Here is a 17,114-nt window from a genome sequence, read left to right as displayed (position 1 = left end):
TTACACGATTTTAGCTTTTATTTTAGAACCAAATCTTCGTGGTTTAAAATATTTATTAATTAATGGAACAAAAGCGTTCATGATTAAAATGGCAAACGAAATGCCTTCTGGATAAGCTCCAAAGAGCCTAATTAAAACCGTTATTATGCCTATACCTATAGCAAAAATTGCCATCCCTTTTTTGGTCATTGGGCTAGTAACCAAATCGGTTGCCATATAAAAGGCTCCTAAAATCGCACCACCTGACAAAATATGGATGATCGGGTTGGCGTATTGTTCCGGGTTAATGGTCCAAAAGATTCCCGTAAAAACAGCCATGGTAGCTAAAAGGATTACTGGAATGTGCCATGAAATGACTTTTCTAGCAATTAAATAAATACCACCAAGTACCAAAGCCAATGCTGACATTTCTCCTAAAGAACCACTTGTAATACCAAACAGCATATCCATTGCTGAAGGAATTCTTGTGCTAATTTCTGTCATGGTATCGCCTGCCATGAGACCTTCTTTTATAGCGCCTAAAGAGGTTGCTCCAGTTACGGCATCAACTAAAGATGTGTTGTTTTCAACAGGTGTTGGCCACATGGTCATTTGTACAGGGAATGAAACCAGTAAAAATACACGGCCCACCAAAGCGGGATTGAAGATGTTAAAACCCAGTCCACCAAACGATAATTTACCTATACCAATGGCAACCAAACCCCCAGCAATAACCATCCAAATGGGGAGGCTTGAAGGTAAGTTGAACGCCAATAAAATACCAGTTAGCAACGCAGAGCCATCACCAATGGTGACTTCAGCTTTTAAGAGATATTTTTGAATGAGATATTCGAATAAAATACAAGATGAAATTGCAACAGCAGTTACAATTAACGCACCTATTCCAAACACATATAAAGAAACCAAAAAGGAAGGCACTAATGCTATGATGACATCGTACATTAGTTTTTTTGAGGTTCTATCGGAATGAACATGCGGCGAGGCAGATACTATAATAGGTTGGGCGCTCATAACTAGTTTTTGGAAGTGTTTAGTTTTTTAACAATGTTTTTTCCGAATCTTATGTAGTCGAGTAGTGGACGGTGCGATGGGCAAACATAACTGCACGAACCACATTCAATACAGGTCATGATATCTTCATAGGATGCCTTTTCATACATGCCTTTTTCAGAAAGGTTCATGAGCAAATGGGGTTCTAGTCCCATGGGGCAAACGTTAACACACTCGCTACAACGAATACAATTTTTGGGTTCACCTCGGCTCGCTTCATCTTCAGAAATCACCAAAATCCCCGAAGTTCCTTTAGTTACTGGAACATCTAAATTCTTGATGGCTTTTCCCATCATAGGGCCACCGTTCACTATTTTTCTTGTGCCTTCGGGTAAACCTCCAACTTCATCTACTAAATCTTTAATTGGGGTTCCAATTTTTACCCAATAGTTTGATGCGTTTTCAAGTTTTTTTCCGGTAACGGTAACGACACGTTCGATTAAAGGTTTGTTATGTTGAATGGCTTGGTAAATAGCAAAAATCGTCCCGACATTATGTACGATGACACCCACATCAAGGGGTAATCCATTTTTAGGAACCTCTCTTTTTAAAATGGCTCGAATTAACTGTTTTTCGCCGCCTTGAGGATATTTTACTTGCAACGCAGCAACCTTAATCGTTTCATCGTTTTTAGTAAGGTTTTTAAAGAGCTCAATAGCATCTCTTTTGTTGTTTTCAATACCGATTATAGCATTGTTAATGTTCAAGGCTTTTAGCAATATTTTTATGCCAACCATTATTTCTTCGGCTTTTTCAAGCATCAACCGATGGTCCGCAGTTAAATAAGGCTCGCATTCTACACCGTTAATAATAAGGTGGTCCAATTTGGTTCCTTCCTTCACCTGCAATTTAACATGCGACGGAAAGGTTGCGCCTCCCAGACCAACAATGCCAAAATCGTTTATCTTTTGAAGAATATCTTTTGCATCTGCTACAATTTCAGTTTTTAAAGGATATTCAATGTCCTCAAAATTGGATTCGTTTTTTAGGTCAGTTCTAATAACGATACATTGTTTTTTATAACCACTGGTATCAACAATCATATCCAATTTTGTAACGGTTCCTGCTACTGGTGAATGGATATTTGATGACACAAAACCACCAGATTTGGCAATAACTTGACCAATTTCAACTTTATCTTTTTGTTCCACTATTATTTCTGAAGGAATGCCAATATGTTGAGCAATGGGTACATAAACCACCTTTGGTATGGGCATTTTTTTGATGCCTTTTGAGGATGTTATCTTATTTTCAGGCGGATGAATTCCTCCTTTTGGAAATGTTTTAAGCATCTGTTTTTGAATTTTCTGGTTGTACATCTGTTTCGGTAACAGCTACTTTTTCTTCTTTAGGCGCTTTTGCTTTCTTTGGAGGGAAATTGGTTTCTATAATAGAGTGTGTTGGACAAACTTCCACACATTTTCTGCAAAGCGTGCACAATGCAGCATCTATATAGGCCAAATTATTTTCCATAGTGATGGCGTCTTTTGGGCAAATATCATCGCATTTAGAGCATCCAATACATGCCACTTCACAAGCTTTTTTGGCTATTCCTGCCTTATCTTCATTTAAGCAGCCAACAAATATTTTGAGGTCGCGCTTGTTGCGTGGTCTCATTTCTAAAATATTTCTTGGGCAAGCTTTTACACAGGCACCACAAGAAGTACATTTATCTGTAATTATTACGGGCAAACCAGTAGCTTCATCCATATACATGGCATCAAAATCGCATACGGCTACACAATCGCCATCACCTAAACAGCCGTATTGGCAATCTGTTTCCCCACTGTAAACCATAGCAGAAATAGCGCAAGATTTTGGTCCTTGGTATTCTGTGGTTTTAGGGCGCACATCGCATCCGCCTTGACACAGCATAACGGCCACGGTAGGGTCTTGTTCTGTCACTTCCTTGCCTAAAATTTCGGAAACTTGCTTCATAACATCGTTTCCGCCGACAGGGCAGAATAAATCTGAAATATCTTCTGTAGCTACTAATTTTTCAGCGAACGCTTTACAACCAGGTGACCCACAACCGCCACAATTTGCAGCTGGCAATGCCTCGTCAACCTTGGCAATTAAAGGGTCTTCATAGACGTAAAACTTCTTGGAAACTACGTACAGAACAACTGCTGCTATTACCCCCAAGGAAGCTAGTAACAAAACACTATTTAATATTGAATCTGTCATGTTCAACTTTGTTTTAATATTGAAATTTTAAAAGCACTTTTTAGGTTGTTTTTAAGAAAATGAAGGGTTAAGTAGTATGGTAATAGCACTAAGATGGATAATACTCCGGCTATCCATTCTGCGAAAAAGGCAGAAGCAATGATTAACGTAAGAAGCATGAGTAAAAAAGGAAAAACATAGGCCCAAAATACAGCCTTAAAACCCAAGGTTTTCTTTAAAATAACCTTTACATGTTCGTTAACAATAAAAGGGTCTGTGGCATTATAAACAGTGACCTCTTTTGTTGTGGACTCCGAAATACCACATGCTGCCTTTGCTTTGCAGGACTCGCAATGTATGTTTTGTTCTAAAGCAACAATAACAGAGTCTCCAGAAATTTTGGAAATAATACCGGAATGAACAAAAGTATCGTTATTGTTAGCTTGAGCGTTCATAACCACTAAATAGTTATATCAAATTCACTTGGTGAAATTAGTGCATTCGTACTGTGAATTTTATGATTTATGTCAGGAATTATTATTGTTTTAGAAAAAATATGCTTAAATTCATTTTAGTGAAATAGAGTGTAAAGGGTTGTTTTATAGTGTAATGAATATAAAACCTATTAATCCTATAAGAATTATAGGAAAATGATTTGAAAATTATAAATTAAGTTTTATTTTTGCCCAGATTTTTTGAGAATATCAGAGATAACGTATAACTAAAGCGTATAAACAAGAGCGGTAGGATGGATATTAGAGTTAACATTACAGACAGGGATGGTGTGAAACATGAGGTATTGGCGCCCACAGATATGGCCATGAACCTTATGGAAGTTGTAAGGTCTTATGAACTTGCCCCAGAGGGAACCATTGGGGTATGTGGAGGTATGGCCATGTGCGCTTCCTGCCAATGTTATGTTTTGAGCAATCATGAATTACCGGAAATGACTGATGATGAAGATGCCATGTTGGCCGAAGCTTTTGATGTGCAGAATAATAGCCGTTTGGGGTGCCAAATTCAGATGACTCCAGATATGGAAGGTCTTGAAGTGGCCTTGGCACCGGAAAGTTAATTGGTTTTATAATCCAACAACTTTCTTGGGCCTTCAAGTAGAATTCTAACTATTTGTAACGTGCCATCGTCCTTTGTGGCAATTTGCCATTTAATCAAAGAAATTTTGCCATTTTCAATTTCAATGCCCGTGATACTTCGAGGATGAACGCAGCTGCCGTCATTGAAAAAGGCAATGTCTCCGGGTTCTGGAAAACGTGGGCGATGGGTGTGCCCAACAACGGTAACTTGATTATTATTTTCGGTAATCCATTTTTTTGTTCGCCGTTCTACTTTTATAAGTTCTTTATAGTTTTTTGCAGGGCTAGTAGGGTCGGCAATACCCATAACGTTTAAGGGTTTCCATAGAATTCTAACCATAAATCGGCTCCATTTCCAAAACAGGAAATTCCACCAATCCGCTTGATGGCCATGGGTTAAAAACACCTCTTGCTCCGTCATACAATGCTTTAAAATAATGCCTTCGTGATAGGCAATGTCTCCAAAAAGTTCTTCGTTTTGACCGGTTTTTGGATCGAAATAGGTTGATAGATTCTTTTTTACGTACTTGGGGTCGCGATAAACCATATCGTGATTGCCCCAAATCATGTGCAGCCGTTTTTCCTCATGAAATTGTTTCATGAGCATATACACATTTTTATGGGCGTTTAAAATGGATTCAAAAGAAAGGTTTTCCCAAAGTTCATCACCATCGCCAAGTTCGCAATACTGAAAACCTTCGGCATAATAATGTTTTAACGCATGAAAATATATGTTTCGGTTGTTTGCAAAGTCGTCGGCAAAACTATTGTCCCCTCGATGACAATCGCTAAATAGAATAAATTTACTATCATCATCAAAATCAATGATTTTAGCATTTTTATAAGCACGATCCAATCTTTTTTTCGACGAAAGCATGAGGTAAATGTAAGTAAAAAAGCGTTTCATTCTGAAACGCTCTTTTTTGTTTTCTTGGGATATTTATTTGAACCTAAAAAATTCAGCTTCTTATTTTCGGCACAAAGGATCAGCCCCAATAGTGCCAACCAAACGTTCTAAATAATCATCAGATTTTACGTCGTTGTACAAGTTTTTTACCGTTTCCAAACGCTTGTTTAGATTCATTTCTTGGGCCACTTCTTTATTATTTGGATCATTCATGAAATTTTCTAAATAAGCAATTTGGGAATCATAGAACCTAATGTTTTTTTGTTGTTTTAGTATAAGTCGTTTCTTGTACCAATCGCTATTTATCACATAATCTCTGTCAAAATATTTTCTTAATTCAGGGTCATTGATGTTTTTGCCTTCGTATTGGCCATAGGCCATAATGTGCAATAGAATTTTCAAAGGAGGAATGGCCGCATCAACACTTCTATCTTCAAAATATCTGAGTGCTACTTTCTGTTGGGCTTCAACAATATTGTTAATACCATCCACATAATCTTCCATGCCTTGAAGTTCGGGCTTCAGCATTTTTTCGTTGAATACAGCTGTTGGCTCATCGAACAGACGATTTAAACATCTTAAAGAGAAAATTTTAGTGATACGATATCCCAAACGACTCGCTAAAATGGTCTTTCCATTATATTCAAAATCTTCCAGTTTTTCTAAAGCGCCATTTTTAATCAATTGTTTCGGGTCTCTATCCTCTGGGGTTAATCGTGCCCAAATTTCAGGGATTAAAATGCTAATGTCATGGTCTACTTTATTCTCACCACCAACATATCCGGCGGCGGTGCTAAAGGCGTTAGATTCTGTTAAAATATGGGATAGAAGGGCATTGTTTAAATCTGTAGTTGGGGTTAACATGTTGAAAGGTCCTTTTGTTAAAGCACCTTCGGAACCTGCACCTGTGGTTGATGGGGATTTACCAGTCAAACTACAAATGAAATCCATAAACAGCTCTGGTGTTTCCTGATAGTGAATTGGATTATAAACCGCCAACGGACGAATGCCCGCTTTTCTGTCAGCAGGGTTGTTTCGCCTACCCGGTAAAACAGCATTCACCGCATGAATTACAGGGTCTTCAGGCTTAATTTTTCTATGTAAACGCACACCAATATCTGCAACATAGGAGGCTTCAGTTTCTTTAAAGAATCTATTTGGTTCCAAGTAACGGGGGTTTTTAGTAGGTTCGCCATCTACAATTCGTGGATGGGAGGGCAGTACAAACTGCGCTTCATCATTTTCACTATTGATAATTTCAAGTATAAAATCCTTAACTGGCTGAGTGTACTTGTCAAAATTTATGGTGTCCTCATAAATGGCTATGGCGTCTTCTTTGGTCAACATTTCATAATTTGTCAAGAATCTGCCATCTGAAATAATATCCAGCTCTGCATTTTTATCATAACCGCGCACTATAGCTTCATCTGGCCTTTGGAATAGATGCGCCTCGCAATTGGTCAATATTTTTACACTTTTGTTAGTGTATTCAGGGTTTAAATTTTTAAACCTGTATTTGGGTAATGTTATGGAAGCGGTTATATCATCTTCAGTTTGAACTTTTTCACTTGCTGAAAAATCAGAGCGTAATTTATTAAGCATCCAGTTACCATGTTGATTGAAACCAATCCTTACGTAACTACCAACCACAGGGGTGTTATTGTACATTAATGAGGTGCCCTGAACGCCATTAATAATTTCAACGGACATCATGTCCTTCCAATTAAGGTTGGCGCCATGTGCTTGCCTGAATAGTCGTTTAACAAAGAGAACAAGCGAGCGGACGTGTACAGGAATTCCCTTTAAAAAAGCATTAAATTCATCTGAGTTTTCCTCCGAAGGCGTTAATAACTTAACAACAGATCCCAATGTTCTTTTTTCACTAAGGAATGATCTAGATTTAGGTCTATTAGGGTCTTTTACTTTCCATCGTGTGGAATAATCGAACTCAATAATTTCATCAGCCTTTTTAAAATCCTCTTCAATATTATGAAGGTTGAATGTGCTGTATGTTATGGCGTTCTGCATCGATTTTGAAATCTCAGACTTTCCGCCTCCCGAAACTGTACAAGGCTTATGGCAAAACATGCCCTCTGGGAATGTTTCAATAATTCGCCATAAATTGATGGATTTGTGTTTTTCCAGTCTAAGTTTGTTTCCCGTAGGATGCACATAAGTTTTAAAGGGCGACAATTTTAACTTTTGTTCTTTTCCCTTGTGTTCCCAGGCAATGCTATTGGTGTTAGTGTTTATATAAGCAGATTCTGGTATATAAACAATGTTCGGGTATTTTATATCTACCGCATAGTTCTCCGGTTTAACTTCAATTCTGTCGGCCAATAGGGCTTTAACGTCTTCAAAATTATGGTCAAGACCGTAAACGTTAGAGTAATCATTGCCGTTTACAGTGTCGCCCATAACACGTCTGGCAAAGGCAATTGCACCTCCGGCGTGTTCTTCTTCTACCAGACCAAATAAGTTGGCAGAATAACTAATTTGGGTTTTGATTTCTTTTTTGGAATAGCCGTAGTAGTTGTCTGCTATCAACGTAACGACAACACCTCTATCGTCTCTGCACGTAATTTTAAATGCGCCACCATCGTTGTATAGTTCGTTTTCGTCCTTCCAACACATGCCGTCATTTCTCTGGCGTTCGGTAGCATCATCGTAATGTGGTAAACCAACATCCTTCTTTTTTAAAGTGATGAGCTGTGGTGCCAGTACAATGCAACCCGTATGCCCTGTCCAATGTTCAGTGTCTAAGGCAGCGTCATTCTTTGCTAAATTTGGATTGCCTGCATTGCCAAAAATATTTTCAACAAAGTCTAAATTACTCACTAGGTTTCCTGGAGCGAAAAAACGAACTTCCAAAGATTTTTTTGCAATAATACCTTTAACCTCAGGGCAAACGGTAGGCCTTAACAACATAGAGACCATAACCTTGGCTTGTTTTTCTTGACTGGAGGTAAATGGTAAAACTTTTAAATCTTCAGGGGGATTAAAGGCAGCATTCAAAAAATGGGCAAAAACAATTTTTGGTACTTCCTTCTTATCTAGAGGTACGGGCAAATCGCCTTCAACAATATGAAAAGTTCCTTTTGTGGTTCTCTTGTCATGTAGCGGGTTGTTTAAAATGCCCTGTTTAAGCCTTTTTGAGTTTACCAAACTACTCTCAAAAGAATTGCCGTCTGGCGGTAAACTGGCTTCTCTAGCCTGTCCTTTTTTTGATAGAATAAGTGTGTCGTTGGGTAATACATACGATTTTTTATAATCGACATCTTTTAAATAATCATTAATGAAATTTTGAATTCGCGAATCTACAGGGGAATGATGTTGCGCCAAAAGCCTTGACTTTTCGCGAAATCCTTGAATTAGCCCTTTTGTTAATTCTTCAAACCTTGGGTCACCGAATTTTTCGGAACTTTCAGGTTTGTCCCTAAATATAGGCTGCCCCAGAGCGGCTAATTGCAGGTTTATGAATTGAATGATGTCTTTTCTGTTTTCTTTTTTGGTTATGTTGCTCACTTTGGATAGTTATTTATATTTAAACGCAATCAATTGTAAATGTTACAATGCAAAAATATTCACTGGCTGAATTAAAACTCCTGTCAAAAGTCAGGAACTATAAAAATATGAAGAATTTTTCCTTTGGAAAACTATCTACTAAAGGTTTTAAGAAAAGAATATTGAAAATCTTGGTTGTTTCACTTGAAGGCGTTCAATCCTGTAATATCCAAACCAGTAATCAATAAATGGATGTCGTGCGTGCCTTCATAAGTAATAACGCTTTCCAGATTCATGGAATGCCGCATGATGCTATATTCTCCGGTAATACCCATGCCTCCAAGAATTTGTCGTGCTTCACGGGCAATATTTATGGCCATGTCAACATTGTTGCGTTTTGCCATAGATATTTGGGCTGAAGTTGCTTTGCCTTCATTACGTAAAACACCCAATCGCCAAGTTAGAAGTTGTGCCTTGGTGATTTCCGTAATCATTTCTGCCAATTTTTTTTGCTGAAGCTGAAATTGACCAATGGGTTTACCAAATTGAGTACGCTCTTTGCTGTATCGTAAAGCTGTGTCGTAACAGTCCATAGCAGCGCCTATAGCTCCCCATGCAATGCCATAACGTGCCGAATCCAAGCATCCAAGCGGTGCGCCTAACCCAGACTTATTGGGTAATAAATTTTCTTTAGGCACTTTTACATTGTCGAAAATGAGCTCGCCAGTTGCAGATGCGCGTAATGACCATTTATTATGGGTTTCCGGGGTTGAAAACCCTTTCATACCTCGTTCAACCAAAAGCCCATGAATTCGTCCCTCTTCATTTTTTGCCCAAACTACGGCAACTTGTGCAAATGGGGCATTGCTTATCCACATTTTTGCTCCGTTTAGTAAATAGTGGTCACCTTTATCTTTAAAATTGGTAACCATGCCTCCAGGATTGCTCCCGTGGTCTGGTTCGGTTAAACCAAAACAGCCTATCCATTCCCCGCTTGCTAATTTAGGCAGGTGTTTTTTACGTTGCTCTTCATTGCCATATTTCCAAATAGGATACATAACCAAAGAAGATTGTACTGATGCCGTACTACGAATACCTGAATCTCCCCGCTCAATTTCCTGCATAATTAGACCATAAGAAATTTGGTCTAATCCCGCTCCACCATATTCCATGGGGATGTAAGGGCCAAAAGCTCCAATTTCAGCCAATCCGGTAATGATTTGCTTTGGAAATTCTGCTTTTTGCGCATACTCTTCTATTATTGGAGAAACTTCACGTTTTACCCATTCGCGAGCAGCTGCACGTACCAATTTGTGCTCATCTGTTAGCAGTTCATCTAAGTTGTAATAGTCTGGAGCTTCAAATAAATCAGGTTTCATTATTTTTATATTGAATAAATAATTCTTAAATAATGCGGTATATTTTTATTAAATATGTAACAGATGTCAAATTTAGCCAAAATAAATTAAAAATTATATTTTTAAATGGTAATTAATTTAAGAATTTATCTGTTCAAAAATTCGGCAATTAATTTATGGAAGTGATGAACCCCTTGTTCTCTTGTTGGTGAAAACCGACCGGTTTTATAAAATGATGAACGTATTCCTTTTTGAACATTTTCAACAATATCTTCATCTTCTTGCTCCACCTTATCTAAGCCACTCCCTGCGCCCTTATTTAGTTTATCTGCATCGTAAACATAAGACATGAAGGAAACTTTTGTTTTGTTAATACTAATAGGCTGAACCAAATTTATGGATAGCCCCCATGGATAAAAATTAAACATGAGATTAGGGAATATCCAATAGTAATAGGCAGCTACATTTTTACCGTGGTCAATGTGGTCTTTTGGCAAATCAAAAATATTTTTACTGTCATTACTAAATCCTATTTGCAGGTTGCAAAATTCATAAATCTCGGTTTTATAGCTTCCGTAGTCTAAAATGGCGTTCAAATCTTTATGCACAAAAGGCACATGAAATCCTTCCAGATAATTATCGCAATAGAGAGCCCAATGTGCATCAACCATAAAATCTTTGTTTAATGATCTATTGGGTTTAAATTCATTTAAAGGAAGAAATCCGATGCGCGAATTCATTGTGTCTATCACCTTTTGAAAGACAAAAGTAGGATTTAGGCTAGCAAACAAAAATGGCCCCCATTGCTTAAAAGGAAGTTTGTGTAAGTTGTCACAGGCACGAGGAAAATCCTGGGTTTTTTCAAATTCGGGCATGTATTCGAATTCGCCTTTTAAGTTAAAGCGTCTACCATGATAGCTACAAATTAATTTTTTTGATGTGCTGGCTTTCGTAACCAATAGATTTCCTCTGTGGGTGCAAACATTTGATAGACAAGATACTTTTCCGCTGGAAGTTTTGGTTAAAACCAATGGTTCGGAAAGATAGCCATCAAGTAAGGCAAATGGGTAAACTGACTGTTTTTTGGCCACCAAGGCTTCATCACCTATGAAATGCCACGATTTCTGGAATATTTTTTCTTTTACAAAATCAAAAAGACCTTTGTCCCTATAGAAATAGGAGGGAAGCGTTTCAGCATTAGAAATATCGGGGTCGATATAGAAGTTATATGCCATTTATTCTATTATAATTGTATATTTAACCGTCTTGTAATTTACATAATTAAAGTTTATCTATTATTAAAACCTTTTAGATGAGTTCGAAACCACAGAAAATAGGATTGATAACCGCTACATCCCTTGTTATTGGTAATATGATTGGTGTTGGCATTTTTGTTTTGCCGGCAGCTTTGGCCAAATATGGGAGCATAAGCCTCTTAGGATGGGTGTTTACTGGGGTAGGGGCACTTATTTTGGCTAAAATATTCAGTAATCTAAGTAAAATTGTAGTTAATAAAAGTGGAGGCCCTTATGCTTATTCAAGAGCTGGATTTGGTGATTTCATTGGGTTTTTAATGGCTTGGGGTTATTGGATATCCTGTTGGGTAAGTAACGGGGCTGTTGCCATTGCCATTGTAGGTGCTTTAAGTTTCTTTTTTCCTGAGCTGGAGACCAATTCTTTCTATTCCGTTAGTATTGGGTTGCTCTTAATATGGTTTTTTACATGGATTAATACAAAGGGAATTAGGGAATCTGGGAAAGTTCAGGTTTTAACTACTGCCCTAAAGCTATTGCCGTTGGCATTTGTTATTGTAGTTGGCGTTTTCTTTTTCAATATTGAAAATTTCCCTGCTTTTAATTTAACTGGGAATAGTGATTTTGCAACCTTACCAGCGGTGGCTGTAATGACATTATATGCGTTTCTGGGAATTGAATGCGCCACCATACCAGCTGAAAGTGTTGAGGATTCTGAAGTTATTGTTCCGAAGGCCACCATGTTTGGAACCATATTAACAACAATTGTATATGTTTTGGCAACAGTCGTTCTTTTTGGAGTATTGCCTACAGAGGTATTACAAAATTCTCCCGCGCCATTCGCTGAAGCTGCAAGACTCATGGCTGGAGATTATGGTGGTTATTTTGTGGCTGTTGGGGTTATTATTTCAGGTATAGGTGTTTTAAATGGGTGGATATTGATTACGGGGCAAGTGCCAATGGCAACTGCCAAAGATGACTTGTTTCCAAGAATCTTCAAAAAAGAAAATAAAAAGGGTGCGCCTGTTATTGGACTGGTTATTGGCAGTTTGCTTTCAAGTGCTGTTATGCTCATGAATTTTACAAAAGGATTAGTGGATCAGTTTGAAATTATAGTGGAAATAGTGGTTTTTGTGGCTTTGCTGCCATATTTGCTAAGTGCTGCAGCTTATGTTTTAATTATCATTGAAAAGAAATTACATGCCAATAATTGGGTAAAAACCTTTCTTCTGGGTGGTCTTGGGTTCGCTTATTCCCTATGGGCCATTTGGGGTTCTGGAAGGGATACCGTATTTTACGGATTCATCTTGTTGCTATCAGGAATCCCTTTCTATTTGTTAATGCATTGGCATAAGCGGAACGACTAGTTGTCTTTCATTTTTAAATAGAAATCCTTTGTCAGTTTAATATAATCTTCGGTGTATAAGTGTCTGGAAGTTTCAATAATCAATGCCTCTTTTTTCAAGTCACTTTCACCAAAAGAAAATTCAATTAAGCTTCGTTTGATTTTCGCTGTAGGGCTGCCCTTAACATGTAAAATGTTGTTTGGAAAGAGGTTGAAATTTGATGCTATTTCAATGAACAAAGATTCTTCCTTAAATGGTATAATTACCGAAAAAATCCCACTTTGAGATAGCAACTTGGCAACGCTATCAATTAAATGATCAAAAGGCATGGCGTCTTGAAAACGAGCCATATCCCTTTGCTCATTTTTAGTTTTGTAATCCTCGACAAAAAAGGGTGGATTGCAAACAATTAAATCGTATTTATCTTCAATTTCATCTGCAAACTCCTCCAACGAAGCATGGTAGCAAAATAGCCTGTCATCCCAAGGCGATTGCTCAAAATTATCCACACACTGTTCATAGGCGAGTTCGTCAATTTCTAGAGCGTCAATAATTTCGGCATGACTTCGTTGAGCAAGCATTAGGGATAGTATTCCTGTGCCCGCACCAATATCCAATACAGAAAATGGGTTGTTTTTTAGGGTTGCCCAAGCTCCGAGTAATACGCCATCGGTTCCAACTTTCATGGCGCATTGGTTCTGGTTTATACTAAATTGCTTAAATCGAAAAGGGTTATTTGACATTATAAAGTTACCGTTAAAATGTGCTAAAATATACTAAACAATGTTAAAAAATGGGTTTTGATTCGTCTCGTTTTTAATTTTGCCACGTATATAATTTATAGTGGCAGAATTTGAATAGTTTGAGATTTTAAGAAGATGAGGAATTTGGAGAAAGTTTTAAAGAAATTAAATGATTTGTTGGTGTCTAACCACGAGCATGAGAATATTTATCAAGAAGCGTTTAAAGCTATTGATGACGAAGAACTTAAGTCGTTTTTTCAAGAACAGAGAAATGTTCGTAAAATGTACAGTGAGCAGTTGTGCTTGGAAATTGAAAAACTGGTTGGTAAATCTAAATTTTCGGAAGCAGTTAGTAAAGAGTCTTATAAGGTTTCCATGAATTTTAGAAATTTAATCTTTCTTAAAGATTATAGTCTTTTGCTCAATGAAGTTTACAGAATAAAACGCGCGACCATTAGCAAGTATAATGCCTTGTTAAATGAGTTGAATTTGCCATTGTCCGTGTGCAAATTGCTCGTTGAGCAGCGTGATGGTATCCAAGCTACGATGAATGCCATTAAAAGGTCAGAAAACTTGATTGCCCAAAACGTTTAAAGCTTAATTAAACGCAAAATTGTTGTTGAAGTTGTTCAGGAAATGCCGATAAAGGGCATAAAAAATTGCTGAAATGCAAAAATATTACGAGAAAATATTGAATTATTGTGAGAAATAGTTTAATTTGAGAAGCTAAACACTTATTTATCAATTTATTGTAATCCTGAAAACCCCAAAACAATGAAAAAATCAAATCCAACTATTACCCAACTAAACGAACTTTTAGCCATTAATAATGATGCGGAAAAAATTTATCTTGATGCTTTGCATCATGTTGAAGACGAAGATTTAAAAAACTTTTTTAGGGCAATGGCTTTTGAACGAAGTGAGTTTTGTAGATTTCTTGGAGCTGAAATTATTCAAAAGGGTGGAAATCCAGAATATCCTGAAGATGAGAAAGGGGCTTTAAACAAATTATGGGCTAGGTTAAAACAAATTATTTCCAAAAATGATGAATATGCCCTTTTTGATGAAGTTTGCAGAATGAAAACCTGGACTATTGATAAATACAACGACACATTAAACAAAATAAAATTTTCTGAGCACATAGCGCAATTATTGCAAAAACAAAGAGATGCAATTGAAAGAAGCTTGCATGCCCTTCAAATTGGGAACAGGCAAATGGCTTAGAAATTAATCAAAAAAGAAAAAACACAAAGGCCAATCTTTAAAGATTGGCCTTTGTGTTTATATATTATGTTCGTCTGGAAATGTTACAAGTATAAATCAATCAATCCCTCCGGTGTTTCAACATAAATGGTTTTGTTTTTGCGGTCTACCTTAACAATAAATTCATCATTCATGGGGATTAAGATTTCTGTTCCGTCCCTGTCAACAACAAATAACGCTTGTGCCGTAGAATCGTTAATGGCTTTAATAGTTCCCACTTTACCGAAATTAATATCTTCTATGGTGAAATTTATGACTTCGTGAAAGTAAAACTTGTTGCCTTCTAGTTTAGGAAGCAAATTCAAAGGAAGGTATAAATCACTTTTCATTATGGAATCTGCGTCGGCCTCGGTATCAACATCTTCAAATTTTATGCGTAGTAATTCCGATTTGTGCAATTGTGAGCTTTCAACAAAAAAAGGAACCAGATTATTTCTCAATTCTAAAAAAATGGCATCGAGGTTTTCGTAAAGTTCAGGCTGGTCGGTGTCAAGTTTCACTAAAACTTCCCCTTTAAAGCTATACTTTTTTATAATTTTTCCTAAGTAAAAACAGTCTTTTTTTTCCATGACAAATTAATTGATTTGTCACCCTGATTTGTCACACTGAGCGCAGTCGAAGTGTTGTTTCAGAGTCTCATTATTTGGATTCTATTTTTCATAAAAAATCCCGCCAAGGGCGGGATTAAAAGTATAAAAAATTAAATTTTTATTCTTCTTCGTTTGACGCTTCAGTTTCTGCAACAGGAGCTTCATCCTCAGTCGCTTCTTCTTCAACAACAGGGGCTGTAGCAGCAATTCTTGCTTCATTTACAGCTTTTTCTGCAGCTAAAGCGTCTGCTTTGGCTTTGGCGCTAGCTTCTGTTAAACCGTCAGCTTTAGCTTGAATTTTAGTTGCTTTTTCTTCTAACCAAGCATCGAATTTCGCTTGCGCTTGTTCTTCAGTAAGGGCACCTTTTTTTACACCACCTGCAAGATGGTTTTTCAATAAAGCACCTTTATAAGATAAAATTGCTTTAGCGGTATCAGTTGGCTGTGCACCATTCTGTAACCATTTTACAGCACCATCAACGTTTAATTCAACAGTTGCTGGGTTTGTGTTTGGATTGTAAGCACCTAATTTTTCAAGGTATTTACCATCTCTTTTTGCTCGTGCATCTGCGGCAACGATCCAGTAATAAGGTTTTCCTTTTTTACCGTGTCTTTGTAATCTAATTTTTACTGGCATAATAATTAATTATTTGAGGTTCTCGACCTCGGTTATTAATGAGGGCGCAAAGATACTATATTTTTTTAATTATCAGATGGTTATTTGTTGTGAAATTTGGTGAAATATTTAAAACAGCAAACATACGGGAGTTGGTGCCTTAAAATCGTGTAAAAAATTGAGTTTTCCATTGGAAGAATTAATGCTAAAAACGGAAATGTTATTGCTTTTTCGGTTGGCAACCAACAGAAATTTTCCCGTTGGGTCTGGTGTGAAATTTCTAGGCCAATCGCCATGAACACTTATGTTCTGTATTTTTTCCAACGTGCCATTTTCTTTATTTCGTTTAAAAACTGCAATAGAGTTTTCGCCTCGGTTAGAGCCATATAAAAAGCGTTCGTCTTTGCTTAAATGGATGTCGGCGCAAGAGCTGTAGCCTTTGTAATTTTCATCTAAAGTTGAATCTTCATCAATTTGTTTAAAGCCAGAATCAGTCTTTTCAATTGATGTTATAGAGCATCCGTATTCATTGATTACATAAATATATGTTCCGTTTGCTGTAATTGTAAAGTGCCTTGGTCCTGGATTGCCCTTTGTTTCAATAATAGCGGGAGATTCAAGTTCATATTTACTTTCTTTCAGTTTATATTGATATAAGGCATTGCGACCCAAATCGGAAACAAACAGGTTGTCTTCAAAGAATTGTGCAGAATGTGCATGCGATTTTTCATCGTCGGTATTATGGTCAAAAACCTGTGATGCTACATTTAGACTTCCATCGGCATTAATGTCATACAATGATATATTGCCTCCTTTATAATTGGATGCCACCAATTTGTTGCCTTCATTGTTGACTGAAATATGACACGGGGCACCACCAAAAGTTTTTTCTCGGTTAATAAACGCCAAAGTGCCATTTTCCATTATTTTGAAAGCAGACACGGTGCCATTTTCACCTTCATCTACAGCATATAAAAACCTTTTGTCAGGAGAATAGGCGATATAAGATGGATTGCTAATGGTTGTTGCCAACTTAAGATTGCTGAGTGCCCCGGTTTTGGTGCTAAATTGTACTTGGTAAATGCCTTCGCTGTCCCCGTCCGTATAGGTGCCGACATACAAAGGAGTATTTTGGCAATTAGCCAAGTTTAAACTAATTAGAGTAAATAAAAAGGCTGATAAGGGTTTCATAAAACAGCTTTTAGTTTTTTTCAAAAATAGGAC

Annotated in this window: 16 protein-coding genes; 4 read left to right on the top strand and 12 right to left on the bottom strand. The window is 37.2% G+C overall.

The window, feature by feature from the left end; all coding sequences use genetic code 11:
* Genes WJN01_RS01695 through WJN01_RS01680 form a run of 4 tightly spaced genes read right to left on the bottom strand, consistent with a single transcriptional unit; the run spans position 1 to position 3,671 of the window.
* Positions 1 to 1,011 carry an RnfABCDGE type electron transport complex subunit D gene (locus tag WJN01_RS01695; RefSeq protein ID WP_445195427.1) on the bottom strand — a complete coding sequence of 337 codons (1,011 nt, stop codon included), beginning with the start codon at positions 1,009 to 1,011 and terminating at the stop codon, positions 1 to 3.
* A 2-nt stretch (positions 1,012 to 1,013) separates the two neighbouring features.
* Positions 1,014 to 2,342 (bottom strand): electron transport complex subunit RsxC, encoded by a 1,329-nt coding sequence (rsxC, locus tag WJN01_RS01690; RefSeq protein ID WP_445195426.1) that lies wholly within the window; start codon positions 2,340 to 2,342, stop codon positions 1,014 to 1,016.
* Complete coding sequence (locus tag WJN01_RS01685) at positions 2,335 to 3,237, bottom strand: Fe-S cluster domain-containing protein (RefSeq protein ID WP_445195425.1); 903 nt, start codon at positions 3,235 to 3,237, stop codon at positions 2,335 to 2,337. The genes rsxC and WJN01_RS01685 overlap by 8 nt, the downstream gene beginning before the upstream one ends.
* 2 nt (positions 3,238 to 3,239) lie before the next feature.
* Positions 3,240 to 3,671, bottom strand: coding sequence for a SoxR reducing system RseC family protein (locus WJN01_RS01680; RefSeq protein WP_445195424.1), 432 nt, complete (start codon positions 3,669 to 3,671; stop codon positions 3,240 to 3,242).
* Positions 3,672 to 3,964: 293 nt separating this feature from the next.
* On the opposite strand from WJN01_RS01680, the gene WJN01_RS01675 reads away from it, so the two are divergent.
* Entirely contained in the window at positions 3,965 to 4,291 is a 327-nt protein-coding gene (locus WJN01_RS01675) for a 2Fe-2S iron-sulfur cluster-binding protein (RefSeq protein ID WP_445195423.1), read from the top strand.
* On the opposite strand, the gene WJN01_RS01670 is transcribed toward WJN01_RS01675, so the two are convergent.
* The 4 genes from WJN01_RS01670 to WJN01_RS01655 form a co-directional block, all read right to left on the bottom strand.
* Positions 4,288 to 5,217 (bottom strand): metallophosphoesterase family protein, encoded by a 930-nt coding sequence (locus tag WJN01_RS01670; protein ID WP_445195422.1) that lies wholly within the window; start codon positions 5,215 to 5,217, stop codon positions 4,288 to 4,290. The two genes, WJN01_RS01675 and WJN01_RS01670, sit on opposite strands and share 4 nt — an antisense overlap.
* Before the next feature lie 60 nt (positions 5,218 to 5,277).
* On the bottom strand, positions 5,278 to 8,742 hold the full coding sequence (locus WJN01_RS01665; protein WP_445195421.1) for a PPi-type phosphoenolpyruvate carboxykinase family protein: 3,465 nt from the start codon (positions 8,740 to 8,742) through the stop codon (positions 5,278 to 5,280).
* Positions 8,743 to 8,921: 179 nt separating this feature from the next.
* Positions 8,922 to 10,100 (bottom strand): acyl-CoA dehydrogenase family protein, encoded by a 1,179-nt coding sequence (locus WJN01_RS01660; RefSeq protein ID WP_445195420.1) that lies wholly within the window; start codon positions 10,098 to 10,100, stop codon positions 8,922 to 8,924.
* A gap of 125 nt (positions 10,101 to 10,225) precedes the next feature.
* Positions 10,226 to 11,314: an SRPBCC family protein gene (locus tag WJN01_RS01655; protein WP_445195419.1), complete on the bottom strand. Its 1,089-nt coding sequence runs from the start codon at positions 11,312 to 11,314 to the stop codon at positions 10,226 to 10,228.
* 77 nt (positions 11,315 to 11,391) lie between these two features.
* Here WJN01_RS01655 and WJN01_RS01650 point away from each other — a divergent pair, with 77 nt between their 5' ends.
* Positions 11,392 to 12,699 carry an amino acid permease gene (locus tag WJN01_RS01650; protein ID WP_445195418.1) on the top strand — a complete coding sequence of 436 codons (1,308 nt, stop codon included), beginning with the start codon at positions 11,392 to 11,394 and terminating at the stop codon, positions 12,697 to 12,699.
* Here WJN01_RS01650 and WJN01_RS01645 read toward each other — a convergent pair.
* Positions 12,696 to 13,364 (bottom strand): tRNA1(Val) (adenine(37)-N6)-methyltransferase, encoded by a 669-nt coding sequence (locus tag WJN01_RS01645; protein ID WP_445195417.1) that lies wholly within the window; start codon positions 13,362 to 13,364, stop codon positions 12,696 to 12,698. The genes WJN01_RS01650 and WJN01_RS01645 overlap by 4 nt on opposite strands.
* Positions 13,365 to 13,565: 201 nt before the next feature.
* On the opposite strand from WJN01_RS01645, the gene WJN01_RS01640 reads away from it, so the two are divergent.
* Both WJN01_RS01640 and WJN01_RS01635 read left to right on the top strand, forming a co-directional pair.
* Positions 13,566 to 14,015 (top strand): DUF2383 domain-containing protein, encoded by a 450-nt coding sequence (locus WJN01_RS01640; protein WP_445195416.1) that lies wholly within the window; start codon positions 13,566 to 13,568, stop codon positions 14,013 to 14,015.
* Positions 14,016 to 14,195: 180 nt separating this feature from the next.
* The gene (locus WJN01_RS01635; protein ID WP_445195415.1) at positions 14,196 to 14,645 is read left to right on the top strand and encodes a PA2169 family four-helix-bundle protein; all 450 of its coding nucleotides are present in this window, start codon (positions 14,196 to 14,198) and stop codon (positions 14,643 to 14,645) included.
* Between the two features lie 83 nt (positions 14,646 to 14,728).
* Here the strand turns inward: WJN01_RS01635 and rimM are convergent, their stop codons facing one another.
* From rimM to WJN01_RS01620, 3 genes are all read right to left on the bottom strand, one after another.
* Positions 14,729 to 15,253 (bottom strand): ribosome maturation factor RimM, encoded by a 525-nt coding sequence (rimM, locus tag WJN01_RS01630; RefSeq protein ID WP_445195414.1) that lies wholly within the window; start codon positions 15,251 to 15,253, stop codon positions 14,729 to 14,731.
* 139 nt (positions 15,254 to 15,392) lie between these two features.
* The gene (locus WJN01_RS01625; RefSeq protein ID WP_445195413.1) at positions 15,393 to 15,911 is read right to left on the bottom strand and encodes a 30S ribosomal protein S16; all 519 of its coding nucleotides are present in this window, start codon (positions 15,909 to 15,911) and stop codon (positions 15,393 to 15,395) included.
* 108 nt (positions 15,912 to 16,019) lie between these two features.
* Positions 16,020 to 17,081 carry a lactonase family protein gene (locus tag WJN01_RS01620; protein ID WP_445195412.1) on the bottom strand — a complete coding sequence of 354 codons (1,062 nt, stop codon included), beginning with the start codon at positions 17,079 to 17,081 and terminating at the stop codon, positions 16,020 to 16,022.
* Positions 17,082 to 17,114 lie beyond the last annotated feature (33 nt).

It is taken from the genome of Tamlana sedimenti (genome assembly GCF_038148895.1).
Classification (GTDB): domain Bacteria; phylum Bacteroidota; class Bacteroidia; order Flavobacteriales; family Flavobacteriaceae; genus Tamlana.
The sequence above is the reverse complement of the archived record's forward strand: the minus strand, read 5'-3'. Positions and strand labels throughout refer to the sequence as shown.